The 25665-nt window shown below is 59.9% G+C and carries 24 protein-coding genes; 10 read left to right on the top strand and 14 right to left on the bottom strand.

Translation table 11 applies throughout. From position 1 onward, the window contains the following. Positions 1 to 2: 2 nt before the first annotated feature. Positions 3 to 956, bottom strand: a complete 954-nt coding sequence (locus MCRY_RS17795) for an L-threonylcarbamoyladenylate synthase (protein WP_085632374.1) — start codon at positions 954 to 956, stop codon at positions 3 to 5. Between the two features lie 139 nt (positions 957 to 1095). Here MCRY_RS17795 and MCRY_RS17790 point away from each other — a divergent pair, with 139 nt between their 5' ends. Next, positions 1096 to 2796: an acyl-CoA dehydrogenase gene (locus MCRY_RS17790; RefSeq protein ID WP_085632372.1), complete on the top strand. Its 1701-nt coding sequence runs from the start codon at positions 1096 to 1098 to the stop codon at positions 2794 to 2796. Continuing rightward, a complete protein-coding gene (locus tag MCRY_RS17785; RefSeq protein WP_085632370.1) occupies positions 2793 to 3839 on the top strand; it encodes an MBL fold metallo-hydrolase in 1047 nt (348 codons plus the stop codon). Before MCRY_RS17790 ends, MCRY_RS17785 begins: the two co-directional genes overlap by 4 nt. A 97-nt stretch (positions 3840 to 3936) precedes the next feature. Here the strand turns inward: MCRY_RS17785 and MCRY_RS17780 are convergent, their stop codons facing one another. Further along, a complete protein-coding gene (locus MCRY_RS17780; RefSeq protein WP_280523437.1) occupies positions 3937 to 4512 on the bottom strand; it encodes a YqgE/AlgH family protein in 576 nt (191 codons plus the stop codon). A gap of 115 nt (positions 4513 to 4627) precedes the next feature. Between MCRY_RS17780 and MCRY_RS17775 the strand changes: the two genes are divergently transcribed. Further along, positions 4628 to 5449 (top strand): protein-disulfide reductase DsbD domain-containing protein, encoded by an 822-nt coding sequence (locus tag MCRY_RS17775; RefSeq protein WP_238939845.1) that lies wholly within the window; start codon positions 4628 to 4630, stop codon positions 5447 to 5449. Positions 5450 to 5452: 3 nt separating this feature from the next. Here MCRY_RS17775 and MCRY_RS17770 read toward each other — a convergent pair whose 3' ends face one another. From MCRY_RS17770 to MCRY_RS17750, 5 genes are all read right to left on the bottom strand, one after another. Further along, a complete protein-coding gene (locus tag MCRY_RS17770; RefSeq protein WP_085632364.1) occupies positions 5453 to 8860 on the bottom strand; it encodes an efflux RND transporter permease subunit in 3408 nt (1135 codons plus the stop codon). Between the two features lie 3 nt (positions 8861 to 8863). Further along, on the bottom strand, positions 8864 to 10321 hold the full coding sequence (locus tag MCRY_RS17765) for an efflux RND transporter periplasmic adaptor subunit (protein WP_085632362.1): 1458 nt from the start codon (positions 10319 to 10321) through the stop codon (positions 8864 to 8866). 92 nt (positions 10322 to 10413) lie between these two features. Beyond that, positions 10414 to 10956 (bottom strand): molybdenum cofactor biosynthesis protein B, encoded by a 543-nt coding sequence (gene moaB / locus MCRY_RS17760; protein WP_085632360.1) that lies wholly within the window; start codon positions 10954 to 10956, stop codon positions 10414 to 10416. Positions 10957 to 10959: 3 nt separating this feature from the next. After that, positions 10960 to 11748, bottom strand: a complete 789-nt coding sequence (locus MCRY_RS17755) for a uracil-DNA glycosylase (protein WP_085632358.1) — start codon at positions 11746 to 11748, stop codon at positions 10960 to 10962. A 67-nt stretch (positions 11749 to 11815) separates the two neighbouring features. Then, positions 11816 to 12313 (bottom strand): hypothetical protein, encoded by a 498-nt coding sequence (locus tag MCRY_RS17750; RefSeq protein WP_085632356.1) that lies wholly within the window; start codon positions 12311 to 12313, stop codon positions 11816 to 11818. Between the two features lie 191 nt (positions 12314 to 12504). Here MCRY_RS17750 and MCRY_RS17745 point away from each other — a divergent pair, with 191 nt between their 5' ends. The 6 genes from MCRY_RS17745 to MCRY_RS17720 all read left to right on the top strand — a co-directional run bounded on the left by MCRY_RS17745 (position 12505) and on the right by MCRY_RS17720 (position 17065). Next, positions 12505 to 13467, top strand: coding sequence for an aspartate carbamoyltransferase catalytic subunit (locus MCRY_RS17745; protein ID WP_085632354.1), 963 nt, complete (start codon positions 12505 to 12507; stop codon positions 13465 to 13467). After that, on the top strand, positions 13464 to 14012 hold the full coding sequence (locus MCRY_RS17740) for an aspartate carbamoyltransferase catalytic subunit (protein ID WP_138487773.1): 549 nt from the start codon (positions 13464 to 13466) through the stop codon (positions 14010 to 14012). Before MCRY_RS17745 ends, MCRY_RS17740 begins: the two co-directional genes overlap by 4 nt. Positions 14013 to 14030: 18 nt before the next feature. Further along, positions 14031 to 14420 carry a hypothetical protein gene (locus MCRY_RS17735; RefSeq protein WP_085632352.1) on the top strand — a complete coding sequence of 130 codons (390 nt, stop codon included), beginning with the start codon at positions 14031 to 14033 and terminating at the stop codon, positions 14418 to 14420. A 1-nt stretch (position 14421) separates the two neighbouring features. Then, positions 14422 to 15717, top strand: coding sequence for a dihydroorotase (gene pyrC, locus MCRY_RS17730; protein WP_085632350.1), 1296 nt, complete (start codon positions 14422 to 14424; stop codon positions 15715 to 15717). After that, positions 15717 to 16328: a glycerol-3-phosphate 1-O-acyltransferase PlsY gene (gene plsY / locus MCRY_RS17725; protein ID WP_085632348.1), complete on the top strand. Its 612-nt coding sequence runs from the start codon at positions 15717 to 15719 to the stop codon at positions 16326 to 16328. Before pyrC ends, plsY begins: the two co-directional genes overlap by 1 nt. A gap of 308 nt (positions 16329 to 16636) precedes the next feature. After that, positions 16637 to 17065: a glyoxalase superfamily protein gene (locus MCRY_RS17720; RefSeq protein WP_085632347.1), complete on the top strand. Its 429-nt coding sequence runs from the start codon at positions 16637 to 16639 to the stop codon at positions 17063 to 17065. Positions 17066 to 17146: 81 nt separating this feature from the next. On the opposite strand, the gene msrA is transcribed toward MCRY_RS17720, so the two are convergent. The 6 genes from msrA to mtgA all read right to left on the bottom strand — a co-directional run bounded on the left by msrA (position 17147) and on the right by mtgA (position 22928). Continuing rightward, positions 17147 to 17653 carry a peptide-methionine (S)-S-oxide reductase MsrA gene (msrA, locus tag MCRY_RS17715; protein WP_085632345.1) on the bottom strand — a complete coding sequence of 169 codons (507 nt, stop codon included), beginning with the start codon at positions 17651 to 17653 and terminating at the stop codon, positions 17147 to 17149. Continuing rightward, positions 17650 to 18099, bottom strand: coding sequence for a peptide-methionine (R)-S-oxide reductase MsrB (gene msrB / locus MCRY_RS17710; RefSeq protein ID WP_085632344.1), 450 nt, complete (start codon positions 18097 to 18099; stop codon positions 17650 to 17652). The genes msrA and msrB overlap by 4 nt, the downstream gene beginning before the upstream one ends. 64 nt (positions 18100 to 18163) lie before the next feature. Next, positions 18164 to 20173 carry a hydantoinase/oxoprolinase N-terminal domain-containing protein gene (locus tag MCRY_RS17705; RefSeq protein WP_085632341.1) on the bottom strand — a complete coding sequence of 670 codons (2010 nt, stop codon included), beginning with the start codon at positions 20171 to 20173 and terminating at the stop codon, positions 18164 to 18166. A 27-nt stretch (positions 20174 to 20200) separates the two neighbouring features. Beyond that, entirely contained in the window at positions 20201 to 21259 is a 1059-nt protein-coding gene (queG, locus tag MCRY_RS17700) for a tRNA epoxyqueuosine(34) reductase QueG (RefSeq protein ID WP_085632339.1), read from the bottom strand. A 96-nt stretch (positions 21260 to 21355) separates the two neighbouring features. After that, on the bottom strand, positions 21356 to 22021 hold the full coding sequence (gene fzlA / locus MCRY_RS17695) for an FtsZ-binding protein FzlA (protein WP_085632337.1): 666 nt from the start codon (positions 22019 to 22021) through the stop codon (positions 21356 to 21358). A gap of 121 nt (positions 22022 to 22142) precedes the next feature. After that, positions 22143 to 22928, bottom strand: coding sequence for a monofunctional biosynthetic peptidoglycan transglycosylase (gene mtgA / locus MCRY_RS17690; protein ID WP_085632433.1), 786 nt, complete (start codon positions 22926 to 22928; stop codon positions 22143 to 22145). A gap of 109 nt (positions 22929 to 23037) precedes the next feature. On the opposite strand from mtgA, the gene MCRY_RS17685 reads away from it, so the two are divergent. Beyond that, positions 23038 to 23433 (top strand): hypothetical protein, encoded by a 396-nt coding sequence (locus MCRY_RS17685; protein ID WP_085632335.1) that lies wholly within the window; start codon positions 23038 to 23040, stop codon positions 23431 to 23433. 5 nt (positions 23434 to 23438) lie between these two features. On the opposite strand, the gene MCRY_RS17680 is transcribed toward MCRY_RS17685, so the two are convergent. Continuing rightward, positions 23439 to 25559: a sterol desaturase family protein gene (locus MCRY_RS17680; protein WP_085632333.1), complete on the bottom strand. Its 2121-nt coding sequence runs from the start codon at positions 25557 to 25559 to the stop codon at positions 23439 to 23441. Positions 25560 to 25665: the final 106 nt, after the last annotated feature.

The raw sequence follows: 25665 nt of genomic DNA, 5'->3' as shown, positions 1-25665 counted from the left end.
GGTTATCCTTCGCGCGGTGCTGCGGCGCGGCTGAGGCGGTCGTTGATCGCGATACCTAGCCCTTCGTGTGGAATAGGCGAGACTGCGATTGTGCCCCCGGCCATTGCATCGAGGCGGTGCAGATAGTCAAAGAGATGCGCCGCTGCCTCGACCAAATCCTCGGCTTCGGACAGGTTGAGGTCGCAGTCCACATCGCCGAACCCGAGACGCAGGTCTCCCGGCTCCCATTCGGTCGCGTTGAGGCGCACCAGCGCTGTCGGCGCGTAGTGGGACATCAGTTGACCGGGGGCAGAAATTGCCTCGGCCTTATGGCGCACAGCAAGGTGGCGACCGAGTGTCTGTGCCAGTTCCTGTTCGGTGATGCCTCCGGGGCGCAGCAAGACAGGTTTGTCGGTGAGACCGACAATGGTCGATTCGACACCAACCTTGCACGGTCCACCATCGAGAATCGCAGCGACCCGCGCGCCAAGGCTGTCGGCCACATGGCGCGCCAGCGTGGGGCTGATTTGACCGGACCTGTTGGCCGAAGGGGCCGCAACGCCGCCACCAAATGCGCGCAGCACAGCGCGCGCAGAGGCGTGGACCGGAAGGCGCACCGCGATTGTATCTAGACCCGCGGACACCAATGGCGAGATCGGACTGTCCCCCTGTTTGCGCAGGACCAGTGTCAACGGGCCGGGCCAGTAGGTCTGCGCCAGAAGCTCTGCCTCTGGGGTCCAGTGGACGTGCTGTTTGAGCATGTCGAGATCGGCAAAGTGCACGATCAGCGGATTGAAGCTGGGTCGGCCCTTGGCCTCGAAAATCCGTGCAACAGCGTGATCGTCGCAAGCATCCGCACCCAATCCGTATACCGTCTCGGTCGGGAAGGCGACCAACCCGCCCGATCGCAGAACAGCCGCGGCTGCGGCGTGGCCCATTTGGGTGTCAGGCAACATATCAGGCAAGGTGGTGTTCATGAGTTATGACGCCGCGTTCTTGTTGATGGGGTGGGCCGCATTCGTCAGGGTCGCATCAAAAGCTGTCGGTTGCTTAGCGATCCAGCTCGCAATTGCCAAGCCACAGAACTTAAGTCCTGACGCCCGAGGAAAGTTGACTATGTCGTACCGCGCCCCTGTTTCCGAAATCCGTTTCCTGTTCGACCATGTGGTCGGCTTTGGCCAGGTTGCCGCAACAGAACGGTTCGCCGAGGCGACGCCCGAAACTGTAGAGGCCGTCCTGAGCGAAGCGGGAAAGCTGTGTGAAGACATCCTGTCGCCGCTTCAGCGTGCAGGCGATCTGCATCCAGCACAGCTCGAGAACGGGATCGTGCGCACGTCGCCGGGATATGCCGAGGGCTACCGCGCCATCGCAGACGGTGGGTGGATCGCGATTGCGGCTGATCCGAAGTACGGCGGGATGGGTCTGCCCATGGCCATGACGACTGCGGTCAATGAAATGATGAGCGCGGCGTGCCTTTCGCTGCAACTGGCGCCGTTGATGACGCAAGGCCAGATCGAGGCGTTGGAGCATCACGCCAGCGATGCCATCAAGGACCTGTATCTGCCCAAGCTGATTTCCGGCGAATGGATGGGCACGATGAATCTGACCGAGCCGCAAGCCGGGAGCGACGTGGGTGCCCTCACCACAAAGGCCGAACCCAAGGGCGACGGCACCTATGCGATCACGGGGCAGAAGATCTACATCTCTTGGGGCGACAATGACATCACCGAGAACGTGTGCCATCTGGTTCTGGCCCGCCTTCCAGACGCGGTCCCGGGCACCAAGGGGATCAGCCTGTTCCTCGTGCCCAAACGCCTTCCTGACGATAACGGTGTTCCCGGGGTGGCCAATGGCCTGAAGGTGGTGAGCTTGGAGCACAAGATGGGTCTGCATGGCAGCCCGACCGCCGTGATGCAGTATGACGGCGCGACGGGGTGGCTGATTGGCCAAGAAAACGATGGTATGCGTGCCATGTTCACCATGATGAACAACGCGCGTCTTGGTGTGGGTGTGCAGGGCATTGGCGTGGCCGACGGAGCATATCAGCACGCGCTGGCCTATGCTGAAGGCCGCAAGCAGGGCCGGACCGAGCATAATACGATCACCGACCATGCCGATGTCCGCCGCATGCTGGCGACGATGAAGGCCGACACCTTTGCCGCCCGCGCCATCGCACTTGCCAATGCGGTCGCAATCGACATGGAAACCGCCACCGGACACACCGATTGGTCCACACGCGCGGCACTTCTGACCCCGATCACCAAGGCGTTCGGAACCGATACGGGGATTGACGTTGCGGAACTTGGCGTGCAGGTCCATGGCGGTATGGGATTCATCGAAGAAACCGGCGCGGCGCAATATTCCCGCGATGTGCGTGTGACCGCGATTTACGAAGGCACCAATGGCATTCAGTCGATGGACCTTGTCGGGCGCAAGCTGATGGATGGGGGTGAAGCCGCCTATCGCCTGCTCGACGAGATGGAGGCCGATGCCGAAGCGGCGCGCACGGCGTTGCCGGATTTGGCAGAGGCCGTCTGGCAGGCTTGTGAAACGCTACGAGAAACAACCGAGTGGATGGTCGCGCATGGCGCGCAGGACCGCTTCGCCGGGTCGGTGCCCTATTTGCGGGGCTTTGCCCGGGTGCTTGGTGCACATTTCCACCTCAAGGCCGCACGCGCAGATCGGGGTGGCAAACACGAACGTTTGGCCACCTTCTATATCCACAGCCTGTTGCCCGAACATGTCGGTCTGCTGACCCACGCACGGCAGGGCGCGGATGACCTCTATGCCTTGAGCATGGATGATCTTGCCGCATGAAAGATCGAAGCACAGGCGGAATTCGCTACCCTTGGGACACACCACCAGAAGAAGGCAGCGCCACAGAGGTTGCTGAGGGCATTCTCTGGATTCGCCTGCCGCTGCCGATGAAGCTGGACCACGTCAATGCCTATGCGTTGGACGATGGCGACGGCTGGACCATTGTCGACACAGGTTTCGCATCAAAACGCGGCAAGGCGATCTGGACCCGGCTGCTGGAGGGTCCGCTGCGGGGCAAACCGGTTCACCGCGTGATCGTCACACACCATCACCCAGACCATGTCGGGCTGGCAGGTTGGTTGAAGTCCGAACATGGCGCTGACCTGATTACAACGCGCACGGCGTGGCTGATGGCGCGAATGCTGCAGCTTGACGAACAGCCGGTGCCCAGCGCGGAAACCCTTACTTTTTGGACCCGCTGCGGGATGGCATCCGATGTTCTGGACAAACGCCGAACGGAACGCCCGTTCAACTTTGCCGATTGCGTTGACCCTTTGCCGCTGGGCTACACCCGCATACAGCATGGCGATACGATCAGCGCCGGTGGGCGGACATGGGACATTCATATCGGCAATGGACATGCGCCCGAACACGCCACGTTCTGGTCGCGGGATGACAACCTGATCCTTGCGGGCGACCAAATCCTACCATCGATCAGTTCGAATATCGGGGTCTACGCGACTGAACCCGAGGCTGATCCGGTCGCGGATTGGCTGGAATCCTGCGAACGCCTGTCCACCATCGCGCGGGATGATCATCTGGTTCTGGGAGGCCACAAACTGCCTTTTACGGGTCTGCCGCTGCGTCTGCACCAGTTGATCGAAAACCACCACGGCGCCTTGCGTCGGCTCGAAGCGCATCTGGACACGCCGAAATCGGCAGGGGATTGTTTTGCGCCCTTGTTCAAGCGGACCATCGGTGACGGCGAATATGGCTTGGCTCTGGTCGAGGCGATGGCGCATTGCCAGCACCTTTGGCATGAAGGGCGGGCCACTCGCCATTTGAATGACGCGGGCGCGTGGGTGTTTCAGACCCGGCCCTGAGCTTTTCGTTTTACAAATGCTTCAGGGTAAGTCTCGGAGACAGTCCGGGACGAGGGGCAGCGCCCTACCCGAAGGTTTCACCTCTGGCACGCGCTTCTTAGGCGCGCCCGCCCGCCGACGACAGGACCAGCGGTGAAATGCCAAGACGGCCAAGCGCGGCTTCCCACTTTTCGGTATCCACAGTGTCGAACACCAACTCACTGTCAGCCTCGCAAACCAGCCAGCCATTCTGAGCGATTTCACGTTCGAGCTGTCCAGGTCCCCATCCCGCGTAGCCAAGAACGATCAGGCGTTTGTCTGGGCCTGTGCCCTGCGCGATGCTTTCCAGAACGTCCAGCGTGGCAGTCATCGCAAAGGCGTCATCCACCTGCAACGTCGTCATGTCGGATTGGAAATCCGGCGAATGCAGAACAAAACCGCGGCCCACTTCGACGGGACCACCGAAATGCACGCGTATTTCGGAAAGGTTGCCTGTATTCTCGATCGGCAATTGGTCGACAAGCGTTTCAAAACTCATCTCGGCGGAGGGCTTGTTGATGATCAACCCCATAGCGCCGTCCGAGGAGTGGGCGCACAGGTAAATCAGGCTGTGCTCAAACCGGGGATCAGGCATCCCCGGCATCGCAATCAGCATTTGCCCGGTCAGGTCTGTGATGGATGTTTTCTGGCTCACGAAAAGAACATGGACAGCGATGCGTGGGGTTGCAAGAGCACAGACACGCCCTGCACACGACGGATCGCCCGTTTGTGACTTTTCATCGCGGCGGAAAACCGCCATCTGCTAATGGATGACGCATTTTCTTCGTACCCTCATGACAGTCCTGGCCGTGGCTTTTGGCCTCGTTACTCCGACGGTTTCCGCGGCCTCGGACACGACGGGCCTGTCCCTGGTCGAACTGCGTCCGGGTTGGCGGATGGCTGACGGCACACATATGGCCGCGCTGCACATTGTGCTGGAACCGGGATGGAAGACCTATTGGCGTGCTCCCGGCGATGTGGGGATTCCTCCGCAATTCGACTGGAACGATTCGAAGAACATCCACACGATCTCGGCCAAGTGGCCGACACCTATGGTGTTCTTTGAACAGGGGATGCGATCGGTCGGCTACAAGTCCGAAGTGGTGATCCCGCTGCAAATGACCGCGCAAAACACTGACCAAAACATGTATCTGTCCGGTGAGATGCAAATCGGCATCTGCAAGGACATCTGCATCCCGGCCAATCTGCGGTTCACTGCGACCTTGCCGCCCAATGTCACACGGCCAGACCCGATGATTGCGGCGGCCCTCACGAACCGACCCTATACTGCATCCGAGGCCGGAGTGCGCGGTGTGACCTGCTCAATCGAACCGGGAGCGGACGGCGCACTGGTGCTGCACGCACGTATCGACATGCCATCGGCCGGCGGCACGGAATATGTCGTGGTCGAGGCTGGAAACCCGCATGTCTGGGTTGCAGAGCCCGACAGTCGCCGCGATGACGGTATGCTGCACGCCAGCACGCGCCTTGTTCACGTAGAGGGGGGCAGCTTTGCTTTGAACCGCTCGGATCTGCGGTTTACCGTGATCGGGACTGCCCGCGCCGTCGATATCCTTGGATGTACGTCCTGAGCGTCAGGCCGAGCGGCTGCGCATCCGAGAGACCACAAGCGCGACAGCAGAGAGCAGGTAGACCGTAAGGCAGATAACTGCAGCTCCAACCAAGAAGAAACCAAGGCTTCGTGCAAGTGTCAGGTCTCCGCCCAAAGGCGTGTCCGCCAGTGCCGATCGAAGTATCTCAGGCAGCGCGCCGGTCAGGGCAAAAGCCCCCATCGTTGCGCCCAGCCACGCCACAATCAACGCTGATGCGGTGCCCAAAAGCACACGGATACCGCCCTGTCGGAACCGCAAGCCGCGCCGGGCGGTCTGGGTCAGACGGCCGATGTCGTTCTGAATGGCAATCAGCGACGGCACGATCAGCAGCACGAGGAACATCCCGAACCCCAGCCCATAAACGAGGGTGATCACCGTCGGTTTCAGGAATTGCGCTTGGCTGGATTGTTCGTAGAGCAAAGGCACAAGTCCAAGAACCGTGGTCGCTGTAGTTAGGAAAACCGGGCGCAGTCGGTCGGCAGCGCCGTCAATGATCGATGGGATCAAGCCACGGTCCTGTGCCTTCTCGTCGATCGTCGTCACCAGAACAATGGAATCGTTGATGATGATCCCGGTCATCCCCAAGAGACCGACCACGGTAAACATGCTCAGCGGGACGTCCCATGCGGCGTGCCCATAGATCGTGCCGACCAGACCAAACGGGATCACGGACATAACCACCAAGGGGCGCGTCCAGCTTGCAAACACCCATGACAACACGAGGTAGATCGCAAGCAATGACAGGATCAGGCCCGTACGCGCGTCGTTCAGGAAATCGCCTTCTTGCTCGCTGAGGCCCGACAAGCGGTAGTCCACCTGACGTTCGCTGGCGATGGTGGGCAGGATCTCTGTCTCAAGCGCCAACATGATGTCATTTGCCCGCGCCGGATCGTCTTCCGAGATGTCCCCGGTGACGGAAATCAAACGGATGCCGTTCTCGCGGCGAACTGTGGAAAACCCGGTGCGGCGTTCGACGCTGACAATATCGGCCAACTGCACATACGCGCCCTCAGGCGTGCGCATTTGGGTCCGTTCAAGAAAATCCGCTGTTAGTTCACCGATGGGCAGTTCCACGCGTATCTCGGCGCTGCGAGGGCCGTCGGGATAGGTCGCCGCTTCGACGCCACCAAGACGCGCGCGCAGAACGCTGCCCAGACCGTCGATGGTAAAGCCCAACGCCTGCCCTTGCGGCGTGAGTTCGAGGATCAGTTCTTCCTTGTCATAGGCAAGGGTGTCTTCGACAGCCGACACTTCGGGATACTGAAGCAGCGCGGTTTTCAAATCCTCGGACGCGGCCTTGAGCGTGTCGGCACTGGCGCCATAGAATTGTACGTCCAAAGCATCGCTTTGAGGTCCGCTGCCCCAGCTTCGAAAGCTGATGGTTTCCACCATCGGGTGGCGCGGCACGCTGTCCTGCAATTCGGTCACGAACGCGCGGCTGGAGAAAGGGCGAAGATCGGCGTCTATCAATTCAATCGAGATGCCGCCCAGCTGATCCGCGTCCTTGGTGTCAGCCCCGGCGATGCCGCGCCCGGCATTGCCGCCGACTTCGGCGATCACGTAGTCAATCGGATTGACGCCATGCCGGTCTTCAAAGCTTTTCGCGACATCTTCGACCGATCTCTGGAAGATACGCATCATTTCGAACGTGTCTTCGCGGGTGGCACCGGGGGCCATTGCGAAATTGCCAGTGACAGAGCTTTGTTCCGGCGAGTTGAAAAACCGCCATTGCACATCGCCCCGGATGAACAGCGCAGCCTGAGAGGCCAGCAGCACCACAGCACCCGCCAACACCGCATAACGCGCCTGAATGATCAACGCCATGAAGGGACGGAACATCGTTTCACGCATCCAGCGGAAGCCCCGGTTCACCACGCGGGACGGGATATCGTACCAGTGTTCCTTGGCACTGTGGGCGATGGCATGGGCCATGTGGTTCGGCAGAATGAGGAAGCATTCCACCAAAGACGCAGCAAGAACAGCTATCACGGTAAAGGGAATGTCGGCTATCAGATCGCCAAATCGACCACCAATCGCCACGAGACCAAAAAACGCAATGATCGTGGTCAGCGTTGCAGCAAAAACTGGCAGTGCCATACGTTGTGCTGCACGTTCCGCCGCCTCGACCGGGGGAAGGCCAGATCGCGCCAGATGATCGGCATGTTCGCCCACGACGATGGCATCATCGACAACGATGCCCAGCGTGATGATGAGCGCAAAGAGCGAGATCATGTTGATAGTGATCCCACCCGCATACATCAGCGCAATCGCCGCCATCATCGCTGCAGGAATGCCTGCGGCCACCCAAAAGGCTGTACGCGCATTCAGGAACAGGAACAGCAACAAGACCACCAGTCCAAGACCCGTCAGACCATTATCAAGCAGGATGTCCAGACGCCCGGTAATCGCTTCGGCGCGGGTGCGGATGAGGTCGACGGACACACCAGCGGGCAAAGAGGCTTCGAATTCTGTCGCCACCTCTTCGACTTTGCGCTGAATCGCAATCGCGTCGCCTTGATCGCTGCGGTCGACGCGAATGGAGATCGCAGGGTTTTCGCCCACGAAGTAGCTGCGTTCGCGATCAATACCTTCGATAATGATCGTGCCCACATCCCCTACGGTGAGGTTTGATCCATCAGGGTTCGACCGCAGCACAATATCCGCGATCTGTTCGGCGCTGCGCTTTTCGACACCAGTGCGGACGCGGGTGTTGGCATTGCCGACGTCGCCCGCTGGATCGGCATCAACCTCTTGTGAAATCGCTTCGGCGATCTGCCGCATGGAGATATCAAAAGCGATCAAGTTGGCCGAAGGCACTTCGATCACGGTACGCGGAGCAGAAAGGCCCCGAATGGTGGTGCGGGTAACCCCTTCGGCGAACAGCCGGGCGCTCAGTTCATCGGCAAATCTTGCCAGTTGATCAACGCCCACGGGGCCCGTGATGACCAGGTCGGTGACCCGGTCCCGCCATGTGCCACGACGGACCACTGGGTCTTCGGCATCGGCGGGCAAAGTGGACACCGCGTCAATCGCGGTCTGCACATCGTCAGCGGCGCGTGACATGTCCCAGCCGGGTTCGAATTCCAGCCGGATACTGGCACGTCCTTCGCGCGACGTCGCTTCAGAACTTTCAACACCTTCCACGGACAATACGGCTGGTTCAAGCACCTGCACGATACCACGATCCACATCATCGGCACCTGCGCCATCCCAGACAACCGACACATCGACATCATCGACGATCACATCCGGAAAGAACTGCGCGCGCATGTTCGGGATCGACACCGCACCTGCCGCAAGCAACAAGATCAGCAGAAGGTTTGCGACCGTCCGGTGGCGCACAAAATAGCTGAGGATGCCCCCGGCCTTGCCTGACAGAACCCGCACCATGCCTTAGCCCCCCATCCGGGATTCGATTCGTTCAACGACCTGCGCAGGCACGGTGCCTTGGGAGAGCTGTTGCAGAATGCGCTGGCGCGCCTCCTCCGGCATCCGCGTGTTGGACTGCACAAAAGCCGTCAAACGCGCGCGGCGTTCTTCGGTGAGTTCGACCATTTCAGGCTCTTCCGGCGCAGCCTGCCCAGCCTCGCGCAATGGGCGCACCTTGATACCCGCGCCGAGAAGCGGGGTCCGTTCGGCCACAACCTCGCGCCCTTCCAAACCCCGTGCGCGCACCAGAACATCATCGCCCTGACGGCGCAGCAGGTTTACGGAAAAGACCTCTAGCCGGTCTTCCCCTTCGATCACCAACACCTCGTTCGCCGCGTTCAATGCAGATGCAGGCAAATGCGCCACATTCTCCAATGGCGGCTCATCGATCTGCACGGTCACGAAGTCTCCGGGACGGAAACCCGGTGCGCTGTTCAAGGTGGCAAACAATTGCCGCCCGGTCTGGCCATCGCCCACGGCAGCGCCGGCGCGGCTGAGCGTGCCGGTCGCAGTCAGGTTGGTCCCGAAGACGTCCAGAATTACAGTGACATCCGACTGTGTCAGTTGCCCGCTTTCGTCCAGCAAACGTGCGAATTGTTGGGTCGAGACCCGAAACGCCACTTCGAGCGCGTCCGCGTCGATCAGGCGGGCAAGTTGTTCGTTCGACGACACCAGCCGCCCCTGCACCACCGACACATCCGCCAAGGTGCCCGAGAAATCCGCCGTGATCAGCGTGTCATCCAGTCGTCGCTGGGCTTCGGCCTCGGCAATGACGGCACGGGACAGGCGTGTTGTTGCCTGATCAATGCGCGCCTCTGCCTGTGCGACGGCTTGTCTGCGAGACAGAACCGCCTGCCGCGCCTGCGCTGCTGCAAGTTCAGCGACTTCGACTGCCGCTGCAGTACCGACGCCGCGATCCTGCAAATCGACCTGCCGCTGATACGCGCGTTCTCGCAGCGTCGCTTGTTCATCGGCGGCGACGAGTTCATCGCGTGCAAGAATGATTGCGCGTTCCGCCTCGCGCTTTTCGGCCTCGGCATCGAGGATATCGCTTTCAACCCGCTGCAACACCGCTTCGGCATCGGTCGGATCAATCCGCACCAGCATTTGGCCTTCGGTGACGGATCCGCCTTCAATGAACTCGGGCGCGATTTCAAGAACACGTCCGCCAACCGCCGCGCGCAGTTCCAAAGTCCGCACACTGTCGATCTGACCAAAGGCTGTCAGAACCGGTGTGACCGTTTCGAAGTTCGCGGGCACGATATTGACCGCAAACACACGTTCACGCTGCGGAAAGCTGCGCGGTTCTTGCGCCATCCGCTCTTGCACCGCATCGCGCACTTGAACTCCGGCGTAAGCCAAGAGCCCAAGCGTCAGCGAAAGTAGAAAAAGCCCGGTCAGGCTACGGCGCAGAAACCGCATAAACGACAATCCTCATTATCCATTCTGCCTAACAGGTAGCCAGAACTGAATGTTTTCCAATAACACATCTCTTCGTTACACGAAGAGAATTGCTATTTCCGTCGCAGATGCTCGTCCAATCGCGGTAAAATCTCGACAAAGTTACAAGGCCGGTGCCGGTAATCGAGTTGCAGGCTCAGAATTTCGTCCCACGCATCCTTGCAGGCACCGGGGCTGCCGGGCAGTGCAAAGAGGTATGTACCATTGCGCACACCGCCCGTTGCACGGCTTTGAATGGCGCTTGTGCCGATTTTCTGGAACGACACCATCGTGAACACGGTGCCAAAAGCGTCGATCTCTTTTTCATAGACATCGCGATGCGCCTCGACCGTTACATCACGACCGGTCAAACCTGTGCCACCTGTGGAGATGACAACGTCGATATCGGGTTGATCGCACCATGCGCGGAGCTGGTCTGCGATCTGATCACGCTCGTCTTGGATGATCTTGCGGTCCGCCACGATATGCCCTGCACCTTCGATCCGCCCGACCAGCGTGTCGCCAGAGCGATCTTCGTCAAGTGACCGCGTATCACTGACCGTCAGAACGGCGATACGGATGGGCAAGAAGTCTTTGGAATCGTCAATACGGCTCATGGATCAGGCTTTCATGGTCAGTCGCGCATTCAGGTCGAGCAGATCGGCCCAAGCCTCACGCTTGGCGGACGGGTTGCGCAGAAGGTAGGCTGGATGGAACATCGGGATCACGGGCAGCCCTTCGGCCTCGGCCCATTGGCCGCGCAGGCGTGTGATGCCCCGTTTGCCCAAAAGAGCCTGACACGAGATATTGCCCATCACAACCAGAACTTCAGGTTTGGCCAGCGCGATATGGCGCTTCAGGAAGGGCAGCATCATCGCCATTTCATCAGGCTTTGGGTCGCGGTTCTGCGGCGGACGCCACGGCAAGACATTGGTGATGTAGACTGCGTGTTCGCCGTCACGGTCTCGGCCGAGATTGATAGCGGCCAGCATTTTGTCCAGCAACTGCCCAGCGCGACCGACAAAGGGTTTGCCGATGCGGTCTTCGTCGCGCCCCGGCGCTTCGCCGATAATCATGACCCGCGACCCGGCCACACCATCGCAAAACACCAGATTTCGTGCGCCTTTCTGAAGCTCGCAATGCGGGTAGGCGGCCATCGCCGCCTGCAATGCGGCTAGGTTAGGTGCCGCGCGAGCTGCTGCTTCGGCCTCGGCTACCGGATCAACCTCTGGCACCGCGTGAACCGGAACAGAGGGCGCGGCAACGCCGGAACCGACACCCGCTTTCGGCGGCGGCGCAGCCTGTTCAAAGCGATTGATGGGCGTTTCCGAGATTGTCTCGGTCACACCCATCTCAAGCTGCCATTCAAGGGCAGCACGCGCAGCATGCCAGTCTATTTGCGAATCCATGACTGCAACCTAGCCTGAGCGACAGGCCGACAAAAGCGGCGTTACACCGCCGCCCTTGGTGTTCAGGTCACAACGGGGGGAACTGCCCCGGATAGCGCTTCCAGTTGGGAAGGATGGGCTGTGGCGCAGAGTACGTCTGAACGTGTGACGGGGCAGGAGCGACCTTTCCCATCATCGTTGGCGCATGGCGTGCAGGGCCAGCGCCGGCAACACATCCCTGTTCAATCATTGCTTTGGAGATCGCGTCGTAGTGACCGCGCGCACTGGCAAGCTGTGCAGACTGGTCAACGCTGATTGGCAAAGCAAAAATTGCCGGCCAGAATATTAGGGCGCTTGCCGTGAAAAACACGGTGTCAGATTGTGCAGCTTTTCGCTGTTCGGCGGTAACGTGTCGGACGTAACCGGCAAGAGTAACCCGCTCGTTGTACAGTTCCTGGCAGTTGGCACCGCGATAGACGATGCTGGGAATGTATGTCGCAGGCACGCGCTGCGCCTGTTCCGCGCAGGCAGAGAGAAAGAGCCCGGCCCCTAAAAAGAGGCCAGTGAAGGTCTTGTTAATATTCATGTTTTCCCCACAAGTTCTACGAACGATTGTATTGACCATGACGAATGTCGTCAACTATATGGAGAGTAATTTTTTAGGTTTATCGCTACATTTAGATTTTGCGGTTCGCTGCCGAGGTCCCAAAGGAGTTGGCTTGCTGCATCGCAATAGGACTCCTATAACCGGGCTGCTCCGGGTTCTAAGGCTCTCATATGATCTTCACACAAAGACACCTGCTTGGGATCGAACCCCTTCGCCCTGACGAAATCACAACGCTGCTTGATCTGTCAGACCAATATGCCGACCGCAACCGTAAGCGAACGCCGAGTACGGATGTTCTGGCGGGGATGACGCAGATCAACATGTTCTTCGAAAACTCCACCCGGACGCAGGCCAGTTTCGAACTGGCGGGCAAACGTTTGGGCGCAGATGTGATGAACATGGCGATGCAGGCGTCGTCGGTGAAAAAGGGCGAAACCCTGATCGACACCGCGCTGACGCTGAACGCGATGCATCCCGATCTTTTGGTAGTCCGACATCCGCATTCAGGCGCGGTAGACTTGCTTTCACAAAAGGTGAATTGCGCGGTTCTGAACGCCGGCGACGGCAAGCACGAACACCCGACGCAGGCGCTGCTGGACGCTTTGACAATCCGCCGTGCAAAGGGGCGTTTGCATCGGCTCTCGATCGCCATTTGCGGCGACATCGCTCACAGTCGTGTGGCGCGGTCGAACATCCTGCTGCTGGGCAAGATGGAAAACCGCGTGCGCCTTGTCGGCCCACCGACACTGATGCCAACCGGTATCGGAGAGTTCGGGGTCGAGGTCTTTGAGGATATGCGCGAAGGGCTCAAGGACGTCGATGTCGTGATGATGCTGCGCCTTCAAAAAGAACGCATGGATGGCGGGTTCATCCCGTCCGAGCGGGAATATTATCACCGCTATGGCCTTGACGCAGAAAAGCTGAGCTTTGCCAAGGACGACGCCATTATCATGCATCCCGGCCCAATGAATCGCGGGGTCGAGATTGACGGCACGCTGGCTGACGATATCAACCGCTCAGTCATTCAGGAACAGGTGGAAATGGGTGTGGCGGTGCGCATGGCCGCAATGGACCTGCTCGCGCGGTCGCTGCGCGAAAGACGCGAGGCGCAGTCCGAAGGCGTCATGGTATGAGCACGGAAATGCACATCAAAAGCAGCGAACGGGGTGTGATCCGGGTCTTTCACATCGACCTTCCCCGCGAGGCGATCGAGCGCTTCACCACACAGGCGGGCACGGGCGAATGGCCGATGCAATACGCTCTTGGCGCGAAATCCCTTCGGTCGGCCTTTGTCGAAGTGATCAACATCCGCGATCTGGGCGATATGTCCCTGTCGCAATATCTGATCAATGCGCATGACGTTTCCGGTGCCGATTTTCAGGCGATGCGCACGCGGCTGGATGCGCTGACCGGGTTCGCGCTAGTGTTGCCGTCGCAAGCGTTTGACCACACAGAACAAGACCTCGCGATCTCCAACCCGCTGCGCTGGATAGGCACATTCAACGAACCGAAAGTTGCGACAATCGCCACCCCGATCCGCACCAACTCTGCCAAAGGCGTGGTCGGTACTGTCGCCGGGGGACCCACACCCAAAACGAACATCGGATTATGGGTTGTTGTTGGTCTTTCTGTCCTGATCCCACTTGCGATCATCATTGCCCGCTTCACGCTTAACTGATTGTATCTGAAAGTTTTTATGATCGAATTCAAACCGGATATGACCACCTACATCCGCGCCCATGCGGTCATGACAGCGTTTGCGATGGCAGCCGGGATGCTGATCCTCTGGGCACTGGGCAATCCACATGTCTGGACTGGTGCGGTTGGCGGATTTGCCGCCGTTGCTCTGCGCGGATGGTATATGGCGGATGAAATCATGGACGAGGTATGGACGATGAACAACACCAGCCTCACAGGCCCATATGAGCGGAAGGCACGACTTGATGACATCACCAAGGTAAGGACGATTGCCGGATCGGTACAGATCATCACCAAATCTGGCGATAAGCACCTTATCAAATACCAGCCGGACACCGGTGCGGTGATCGACCAGATCAACGCAGCGCGTCAGAAACAGGCGGCGTGACATGACCCTTCTCCTCACAAATGCCCGCCTTGTCGATCCAGAGGCAGCAGACGTCAGGCCCGGCGCAATCCTTGTGCGCAATGGCATCATTGCCGAGGTGTTCGACACGCCGACCCCGGAGATCGGTACTGACAAAGTGCCATCCGAAAACCGCCGCGATGCGGGCGGAAAATACCTGGCACCCGGCATTGTCGATATCGGCGTCAAGATCTGCGAACCCGGTGAACGGCACAAGGAAAGCTATGGATCAGCTGGACTGGCCGCTGCGGCAGGTGGCGTGACCACCATCGTCACGCGTCCTGACACCAACCCCGCCATCGACACACCGGAAACGCTCGAGTTCGTACGCCGCCGCGCCAACGAGGCGGCACCAGTGCACGTCCTGCCCATGGCCGCGTTGACCAAGGGGCGCGAAGGGCGCGAGATGACCGAGATCGGTTTTCTCATGGATGCCGGGGCTGTTGCGTTCACCGATTGTGACCGCGTGGTGCGTGACACCAAAGTGCTCAGCCGCGCGATGACCTATGCCCGCGCGTTGGGCGCGTTGGTCGTCGGCCATCCGCAGGAACCCAATCTGTCCGCTGGTGCCGCAACCACATCGGGTAAGTTTGCGTCCCTTCGCGGTCTGCCCAGCGTCACGCCAATGGCGGAACGCATGGGGCTGGACCGGGATATCGCAATGGTCGAAATGACTGGTGTGCGCTACCACGCTGACCAGATCACCACGACCCGCGCCCTTCCCGCACTGGAACGGGCCAAGCGCAATGGCTTCGATGTCACGGCTGGCGTGTCGATGCACCATCTGACGCTCAATGAATATGACGTTGCCGACTATCGCACCTTCTTCAAGGTCAAGCCGCCGCTGCGGTCCGAGGATGACCGACAGGCGGTGGTCGAGGCAGTAAAATCCGGCTTGATCGACGTGATCGGATCGTTTCACACACCGCAAGACGAGGAAAGCAAACGCCTGCCCTTCGAGGAGGCGGCAAGCGGGGCTGTGGGTCTGGAAACCATGCTTCCTGTGCTGATGCGGCTTTATCATTCCGGCGATCTGGATCTGCCAACGCTGTTCCGTGCACTGTCGCTGAACCCGGCCAAGCGGCTTGGTCTGGACTGTGGTCGCCTGACCAAAGGCGCGCCTGCCGATCTGGTTCTCTTCGATCCAGACAAGCCCATTGTGCTCGACCGATTCAAACTGCTGTCCAAGTCGAAAAACACGCCCTTTGACGGCGCGCGCTTGCAGGGTAAGGTTCTGGAAACCTTTGTCAGCGGAAACTCGGTCTACCGGAGCACCTGATGCCAACGCTTGAGACAGGCCTCGCACTCTACGTCCTTTGGGCCGCCATCGGCTACTTGCTTGGCTCGATTCCGTTTGGCTTGCTTTTGACCAAAGCACTGGGTCTGGGCAATCTTCGTGAGATCGGATCGGGCAATATCGGCGCGACCAACGTGCTGCGCACCGGCAACAAAGGGGCCGCTGCGGCGACCCTTCTGCTGGATGGGGCCAAGGGCGCGGTCGCTGTGTTATTGGCCCGCGAGTTCGCCGGCGAAGCGGCGGCGCAGATCGCGGCGCTTGCGGCGTTTCTGGGGCACTGCTTTCCGATCTGGCTTGGCTTCAAGGGCGGCAAAGGGGTGGCAACATTCTTGGGCTTAATGCTTGCCCTTGCATGGCCCGTGGGTCTTTTGGCCTGCGCCACATGGCTGGCCACCGCCGTCATCAGCCGCATTTCCAGCCTCTCGGCGCTGGTCGCCGCATCATGGTCAACGCTGTGGTGCCTGTTGGTCGGTCAAGGTCAGGTGTTTTTCCTGACGCTGATCCTTGCACTGTTGATCATCTGGCGACACCGCGAGAATCTCGCCCGCCTCAAGGCTGGGACCGAGCCCCGCATCGGTGGCAAAAAAGCCTGAAAACAGACGAAACCAGTCTTCACGTCGGCTCGGGTTGCCCTGACGCGCCCTTCAGTATACGAGCGCGTCCAGGTGCCGGGCACCTGCCGCCTGCTGACATTCGTCATGGTGAAGCCCGGAACGTGAACACTGTCTCACCCTCGAAGCATTTCGCAGGTGGGTAACGCAGGCCCCCTCCCCGTCCGAAATGCCTCACTGGAGATGTGAGCAATGTCAGAACGACACTCAAACCAGACAGCCGAAATCCGCGATCCACGACCCCAACCGCGCGTTGCGATGTGCACCGCATACCATGAATGTGAGGCGACATGACGGATCTGTCCCTCGAAACCGCAAAGACGCAGGCAAAGGCGCTTAGGCAGGCATTGCAGGCCAAAGGTACGGTCGTCACGCATGCACAGGCGCTCGAACTGATCGCACAACAACACGGCGCACGCGATTGGAACACCCTGCATGCGCGGATCGCGCACGGTAATGCACCGCACGAACTTGCGCTGGGTGACACGGTGTCAGGCCAGTACCTAGGTCAGGCGTTCAACGGCCGCATCATCGGACTGTCCGGCCCTGAGCATCTGCGGCAGATCGAAATCAAACTGGATCACCCTATCGATACGGTCAGGTTCGACAGCTTTTCCAACTGGCGTCACCGTATCCGGGGCACGCTTGGCGAGAATGGTCAAAGCCACCGAAAGACGTCGGACGGCGTGCCTCAACTGATCGTCGAAAAAGCACGCTGATCACAAAAAAGGGCCGGAACAATGATCCGGCCCTTTCGATTGCATCTCACAGATTTTGGTCACCTTGCCCGCCGGGCAAAATCACTCTGCCGCGTCGCGTTTGGGCAGCACCCAGTCGGCGCGCGGGAAGTGGCAGGTATAGCCGTTCGGGAACCGCTCAAGATAATCCTGATGCTCTGGTTCCGCTTCCCAGAAATCCCCCACGGGTTCGACCTCGGTGACGACCCGGCCTGGCCAGATGCCGCTGGCATTCACATCGGCGATGGTGTCCAGCGCGCACTCTTTCTGCGCCTCGTTCACATAGTAGATCGCCGAGCGATAGCTGAGACCACGGTCATTGCCCTGCCGGTTCGGCGTGGTGGGATCGTGGATTTGAAAGAAAAACTCCAGCAGCTTGCGATACGAAATCACAGATGGATCGAAAATGATCTCAATCCCCTCGGCATGCGTGCCGTGATTGCGATAGGTCGCGTTGGGAACATCCCCACCGGTATAGCCGACGCGGGTTTCCTGCACGCCGGGCAGTTTGCGGATCAGATCCTGCATCCCCCAGAAACAGCCGCCGGCCAGTACTGCACGTTCAGTCATGCCACATCCTCCACTTGATCCAGATAAGCGCCATAGCCTTCGGCCTCCATGTCGTCACGATGGATAAACCGCAGGCTGGCGGAATTGATGCAATAGCGCAAACCACCCCGGTCTTGCGGACCGTCCGGGAACACATGACCCAGATGGCTGTCGCCATGGGTCGAACGCACCTCGGTGCGGATCATCCCGTGGGACATGTCGCGCAGTTCATTGATATGCGCGGGTTCGATCGGCTTGGTAAAGCTGGGCCAACCGCAGCCGGACTCGTATTTGTCGGCACTGGCAAACAGCGGCTCACCACTGACGACATCGACGTAGATGCCGGGTTCCTTGTTATCGAGGTATTCCCCGGTGCCCGGACGCTCTGTCCCGCTTTCCTGCGTGACGTAAAACTGTTCGGGTGACAGCGTGGCAATCACGTCCGGGTTCTTTTCGTATTTGGCCATACGGGCACCTCCATTCGTCGTCTGGACATATAAATGGCGTGCGCAGCCGTAAGTCCAACCCTTGTTACAGCCCGGTCTCGTCCGTGTGAGCCGCAATCCGGGGCCGCCCCGTCGCTTCGACCACGATCCGCGCCTCCACAAACATCTCGCGCGCTTCGATTTCAGCCCGTTTAACCTCGCGCCAGACCTGAACATGCACCGATGCGGCACCTGCCGCTTCGGCGTCTTCAATCGCGGCGGCGCTGAGGGTTGATTCCAGCATCGCCATTGCCGCATCCGCATCGCGGAAATCCTGCGGCGCATCGGGCAGATGCGCCCGGAACAGCCCTTCCGACGGGCTGCTGACCAAGCCCTCGCGCAGCATCCTGATCCGGCCTGTGACAGCCCCGATGGCATTGGCGACATCGCCGTGATCCGGCAACAGCATCTCGGCGTTCAGGTACTGCCCAACCGCAGGATAGGTGGTCTGCGCCGACGCACCCAACCCCACAACGGGGACCGATAGGCCGGCAGTCAGGTGCACCAACCCCGGAGTTTGCCGCAACCCGCGCGCCAGCAGCGGATGCTGGGCGAGTGCGGTCGGATTCTCCATTCCGTCTTCGGCAAACGCCGCCTCCAAGAGCACGGTCCCGGTTGCACGCGTCAGCGCATCAACGATCTGCTCCGCCATCTCTTGCGGAGTCTGGGCATGCTTTTCCCCTGATCCCGCCCGGTTTCGGGCCAACAAGGCCAGTGCCTTTTCCGACGCGGTCGCATCCCAATGGGTGAACCGCCCCAGCACATGCAGCGCATCTGTCGGCGTCGGCCCAGCCACCTGAACCAACCCGCGCGACACCAGAAGGCGCAGCGACTGCGCCTCAAGCCGCGTCTGCACAACAGCGCCCAAGGGCTGTGGCGCGATAGTGATCCGGTCGAGCACCGCCTGCGCGCGCTCTAGCAAGCCAACCGCATCCTGCCCCTCGACCCGACGCACAAACCGCGCATCGTATTCGCCGGGAACTGCGCGGTTCATCTGCTCGTCCAGCGCTTTGTGTACGACCTCAGGCGCATCCTGCGCCACAAGAGCGATCGGAAGCACGCGCCTTGGCCCAAGCGTCACACCACCGGTCAAACCTTCAGTGGCCAAGTGCACTTCGCTGTCACCGCCCAACCCGTGCGTTCGCATCGCCACCGCTTCGACCATGGTGCGATGCGGACCAACCCGTGCGCCATCAGGGTCGATCACCGGCTGACCATTTCGCAGCACGGCAATGTCAGTTGTCGTCCCACCAATATCCGACACCAACGCCTGATCTGCGCCGGTCAACCAGCGCGCACCCACGATTGAGGCCGCAGGCCCGCTCAGAATAGTCTCGATCGGCCGTTCCTGCGCCTGCGCCGCCGACATCAACGCGCCATCCCCCCGCACCACCATCAGTGGCGCATCAATCCCCAATTCTCGCAGCGCCCCTTCGGCCCGCCCGATCAACCGATGGGTCAACCCGATCAGCCGCGCATTCAGCACAGCCGTCAACGCCCGCTTCGGCCCCCCCAGCTTGGCCGACAATTCGTGCGAGCAGGTGACAGGCCGCCCCGTCGCCGCCCGCACTGCCTCGCGCGCCGCCACTTCATGCGCTGGATTGCGCGTACCGAACTGCGCCGCGATGGCAAAGGCCGACACATCCTGCGCCGCCGCCCAATCAGCGATCATCGCGACGTCCAAAGGTGCGACTTCCGACCCACTATGGCTGTGCCCACCGGCTGTCACCAGCACCGGATCACCAGCAAGCGCGTCGGCCAGACCTTGCGCCGCCAGATCGCGTTCAGAGAACCCGATATAGATCAGCGCCACCCGCGCACCTTGCCCTTCGACAAGCGCATTCGTCGCCAATGTGGTCGACAAAGACGCCAAGGCAATGTCCTGCGGAGACACAAAGGACGCCGCCAGCACAGCCTTCACTGCCTCGCTGACACCGATGGCCAAATCCTGCCGTGTCGTCAGCGCCTTGGCACTGGCAATCACCGCGTCTTCGTCGCGCATCAGCACCGCGTCGGTATACGTGCCGCCAGTGTCCACACCCAGTAGAATTGCCATAAACCCGCCTCCTGCGACTGACCTAGCCTAGTCGCCAGACCCGGCCCGCGTGTTTGCGACATCGGCAAGTCGCATCGCGGCCCAACGCGCCGCATCGGCAACGGTTTCGTCGGGATCATCCACCAAGACTTGCGCCACGGCACGCAGACGCGGCGACCCGGAATTGCCGATTGCATAGAGCACGTTGCGCACAAACCGATTGCGCCCGATCCGTTTGATCGGAGACCCCGAGAACCGCTCTCGAAACGCGGCATCGTCCAACTGTGCTAGGTCCGCGAGGTCTGGAGCCTTAAGATCGTCCCGCGCGTGGTATTTCACCTCGGAAGCGCGACTGGCAAACTTGTTCCACGGACACACCGCCAGACAATCGTCGCAGCCATAGATGCGATTGCCCATCAACCCGCGTAGCTCTTCATCGACAGGCCCGTTATGTTCAATCGTCAAATAGGAAATGCAGCGCCGAGCGTCCAACTGGTACGGCGCAGGGAACGCATCGGTCGGACACACATCCAGACAAGCCCGGCACGATCCGCAATGATCCACCTCTGCCGCGTCCGGTGTTAGATCAAGTGTGGTAAAGATTGAGCCGATAAAGAACCACGACCCCAACTCGCGCGAGACGAGATTGGTATGCTTGCCTTGCCAACCAAGCCCTGCCGCCTGGCCCAAAGGCTTCTCGGGCACTGGGGCAGTATCGACAAACACCTTAACCTCGCCACCCGCATCGGCAATCAGCCAGCGCGCCAGCCTTTTGAGCCGCTTCTTGACCACATCATGATAATCGCGGTTCTGAGCGTAAACAGAAATCGCTGCCAGCTCAGGACGCTCCAGTACCTCCAGCGGATCGTGCTCCGGCCCGTAATTTTCCGCCAGCATGATCACCGAACGCGCCTCGGGCCACAGCACCTGCGGCGCGCCACGCCAACGCGAACGCTCGGCAAGCCAGCCCATCTGTCCGTGAAAACCAGCCTCTAAAAACGCTTGCAGCCGCCCAGGAACGTCTGGCACATCCCAAGGTCGGCAAATGCGGCAGGCCGAGAACCCTTCGTTCAACGCCTGCTCTTTCAGTCGGGCCGTAAAATCCATCCATGCTCCCAGCTTCTTCTTTTTTCAAATATGCCGGGGGGTTTGGGGGGCTGGCCCCCCAATCTCCGATTTTTCGGACGAAAAATCGGGCGCGCCTCAGAAATCCAGATCGGCATAATGTGGCGGTTGCGGGAAGCCGGGTACCTGATCGGCAAGGATCGACCGGAACGCCGGGCGCGATTTGATCTTGGCGTACCAGTCTTTGACCACGGCACTGCGGTTCCAATCCACGTCCCGGATATAATCCAGCGAGGACAAATGCGCGGCCGCGGCGAAATCAGCCAGCGTCATCGTATCGCCGGCCAGCCAACGGCGATGATCCAGAAGCCACGCCATATAGTCGAGATGATACTTGATCGCCTTGGCCCCTGCCTTGACATTGGCGCTGTCGGGAAAGCCCTGCTTGGTCACCTTCTTGTTGACCCGCTCATAAAGCAGTTTCGACGTGACCTCGTTGTGGAATTTGTCGTCGAACCACCCCACCAGACGTCGCACTTCGTAGCGCGCATCAAGCGAGCGTGGCATCAGCGGCGGCTCGGGGTATTTTTCTTCGAGATATTCACAGATCGCGGCACTTTCGGCCATCGTGCGCCCGTCGATCTTGAGAACGGGCACCTTGGCAGCGGGATTGCGGCGCAGGAAATCCGGGTCTTTCTCCCAGTATTTCTCTTCCACCAGCTCGCACTCGATCTTCTTTTCCGCAAGGCTCAGCCGGACCTTGCGGCAGAACGGCGACAACGGAACATGATAGAGTTTGGCCATGCGAAACAAGTCTCGAACAAGGGTGAATGGTCCCTCCTAATTGCCGTGAAGCGCCCCGCAATACAATGGGCCGGGGTCCGATTAATCCCCGACGCGCGGTTTTCGTCTCACCCGCACGGGATCAATTCTGGAAACAGGCCGCCCGACCGTCCTGATTGATGGTCTCTGCCCCGCCCCGGATCGACCGCGCGCGACGTTCCACGAAATTGCTGGGATTCGAAGCGGATCGCGTCTTGGGCGACGGCAGGACTGCGGCCAGCCGCGCCGCTTGCAGCGCGCTCAGATCGCTTGCATCGACGCCAAAATAATGTCGTGCAGCGGCCTGAACGCCAAACACACCTTCGTCGAATTCAGCGACGTTCAGATAAAGCTCAAGGATGCGCCGCTTGGACCACATTGCCTCTGACACCGGGGTCAGCACCGCCTCCATGCCTTTGCGCACCCAGGATCGTTGCTGCCACAGAAAGACGTTCTTCACGACCTGCTGCGAAATTGTTGACGCCCCGCGCGCGCCACCCGCTTCGATCGCCGCCTGAATCGCTTCGACATCGAACCCCCAATGCAGGCAGAAATTCGCGTCCTCCGCCGCCACGGCAGACCGGAACATCACCGGCGCAATCTGGTCCGCATCAACCCATACCTGATCAACAGGCGCGCCCAGACGGCGGCCTTCGGACCACATCGTGTGGGTGGTCGGCGGGTTCACCACGCCGAAAAGACCAACGATCACCAACCCCAGAAAGACCAGCCCCAGCCCGGTGCGAAAACCCCATTTCACCAGCCAGCGATAGGGTGCGAGGATCTTGTCGACAACACCGGGTTCCTTGCGGGCACGGCTTCGCTTTGCCTTCGGCTTGTCCAGTCGAGGCCCCTGCTGAGTTGTTGATTTGGGTTTTCCGCCTGCCATAGCCGGCACATTAGGCGCAACTGCCATGCAAGAAAACATCCCCTCTGATCCTGTTCGATCCGAAACGTGCCCGATGAATCCGGTACAAGCTGGGCCACAGAGTGGCGACATGATGAAAACGGTTTACTTTTTTGCCCGATCCCGGAAAACCACGCCCATGCTCTTGGCTCTTGCGCTTCTTGCCTTCTATATCAGCAGCCTTGCTGTGGCGTTTGCCTTCACATTGGCGCGTCAGGCCGTCGTACAAGGCATCGGCCTTTGCGCCGCGGCTGGTGTCGCGACTTTGACATTGTGGTTGCTCATGCGGTCTGGGCTTGTCGAACCGTGGCTCTCAATAGGGATGATCGGCGTGATCGCTTTGCCGGGAGGGTTGATCGGCCTTGGCCTTGCCTTGGGCGGGCTGGTGCGGATCACCGCGCAGCATAGAGGCTGGAAACACGGGCTGGCCTGCGTTTGCGCGGCCACACCCGCCGTTCTGGGCATTTACGCAGCCTTTGCACAATGATCCGCTCATGACATCGACCTCCGCCCGTTAAGGGGCAAGTGGGGAGCGATCCGCTCCCACGTGGTAAGAAGTACCGCACGATATTGCCGGATGGGACGCTCAAAGAGCGTGGCAAAACCAAAGCAGATCGACAGTGTCAGCAGCAAGAGCACAATGTTGTAGGCGGGCAGGGTTTCCGGCAGCGTTGCATCCAGCAGATGCAGCGTTGGGTAATGCACAAGGTAGAGCGAGAAACTGCCGCCTGCGACCCAGCGCACCGTTTTGGCCAGACCACCTTCGGTGCGTTGCGGCCATGTGTCGGCAAGATGACGCACACCCACCAGATGCAGCGCGAGGCATACAGCGATGACCGTGTTCCAAAGTACCTCGTTGGAATAAACCAGAACTGCATGGTGGTCATGGGGCGCCAGCATCCGCGCTGTAAAGCCTTCCAGATCGGCCGGGATCGACGACATTTTCATCATCACCAGCGCTACAATACTACCCACCGCAAAGACCCATGCACGGCTGCGCCCTTGGCCAGCGGTCAGAACCGACGCATGCCGCCAGACCCAGACGCCAACCCACCACGCGGGCAAGAGCGCAAGCGCGGGAGGACCAACCAACAGCACCAGCGTCAGTAGTACGGCGATCCGGACGGCGCCTTTCAGGAACAACACCGCACCAAATATCAGGTAGAACCCCACTTCGTAACTCAGCGACCAGATTGGGCCGTTTGTACCCAGCCGCACCCAGTCACCAGTGCCAGTCCAGAGGTTGGTCAGGGTCAGGCCGCGCCACAGGAATTCACCCAATGACACATCGTGATAGTAGGGCGCCTGATAGGCCGATATGTCCGCCGACGTGCCGACCGCATCAAACACGAGCGTCAGCATCAGGGCCGGAACCAACACAGACATGATCCGCGTGATCCGATTGAAGGCATAGCGCCCCAAGGTGCCATCCCGTTCGGCGGCATAGGCGATGACCACACCGGACAGGACAAAGAACACCGCAACCGCGTCGCTGGCCACGTTCCAGTCGCGCAGGAATTGATATTCACCCCCGGTAAAGCGCGTGTGCGCCATATGTCCGAACAGCACGGTCAGCGCGGCCCCGGCCCGCAGCGCATCCAACCAAAGCGAAAACCCTTGGCTCATGCGCGCGGGATCGGCTTTGGCCTGTCCGCTGCCCCGAGCTTTCCGTAGAACGGCAAGCACGTTTTCCACACTTTCCACAAAGGGTTTGAAAAGCGCGGCACCCAATGTCTCATAGGGTTGTTCGCGGCGTTGGCCCTTTGCGTCCGAAACCCCAAAGGTCAGGTCTTCATAGCTCTCGGGGACATAGAGGGTTCCGAACATCCAATCCCAAATCGCAAAGATCGACCCGTAATTCTTGTCATGGTGTTTCACAGCGACAGAATGATGGATCTGGTGCTGTGCGGGCGAAATCAGGATGTGCTCCATCACCCGCCCATAGCTGATCCAGATGTGGCTATGGCGAAAGTTCGATCCAAGCGTGTTGAAGAGGAAATACGCTGCATTCGCCCCTCCGATGGTCAACATGCTCAACTCACCGACAAGGAAATACAGTGTCAGACCTTGAGCGATGCCGACGAAGAGGGTCATCAAAAGCGAATTGATCATGGGTTCCAACGGATGAACCCGCTGCACCGTCAACGGGGTCAGCACGTCCGCCGAATGGTGGACCGCATGGAACGGCCACAGGGCTTTCCATTCGTGATGTGCCCTATGCGCCCAGTATTTGCAGAAATCACTGACAACCACGACGATAACCGTCACGATCGCAATCCGCATCCATGTGGTTTCAGGCGGTGCATAATCGGCCCCACCGAATTGCGCCAGCAGACCGAAGGCCACTGTGGTCGGAAAGAAAACCGCGCCGAAGACACCCAGCACAGAAAACAGCCGGGATGCAAAGAACAGCTTGATGTCCAACAGGTTGGATCGGTGCCGGTACACTTCTTTCGGCAACAACCAAGATGTGAACGTGCCCGGACTGCCCCGGTATTTCCAGAGGCCAAAGGCAATCAGAATCGTGCAGGTGAGGTAGAAAATGGAGTACCGCACGTTGAAATCGAAGGGCGCATCAAGCGTCGCTGCGACAAAGTCCTGCAGTGTTTCCATATCCCGAACTCCGTAATGGGTCAGGATCGACGTAAGGGGGCATTTGGGCCGTATTGAGGCTCGTTTTTGTCGCCAATACGTAATCAATCGCCCAAAAACACACGAC

This window comes from Marivita cryptomonadis, from assembly GCF_002115725.1.
Classification (GTDB): Bacteria; Pseudomonadota; Alphaproteobacteria; order Rhodobacterales; family Rhodobacteraceae; genus Marivita; species Marivita cryptomonadis.
Note: the sequence above shows the minus strand (reverse complement) of the source record. Positions and strands in the feature narration are given on the sequence as shown.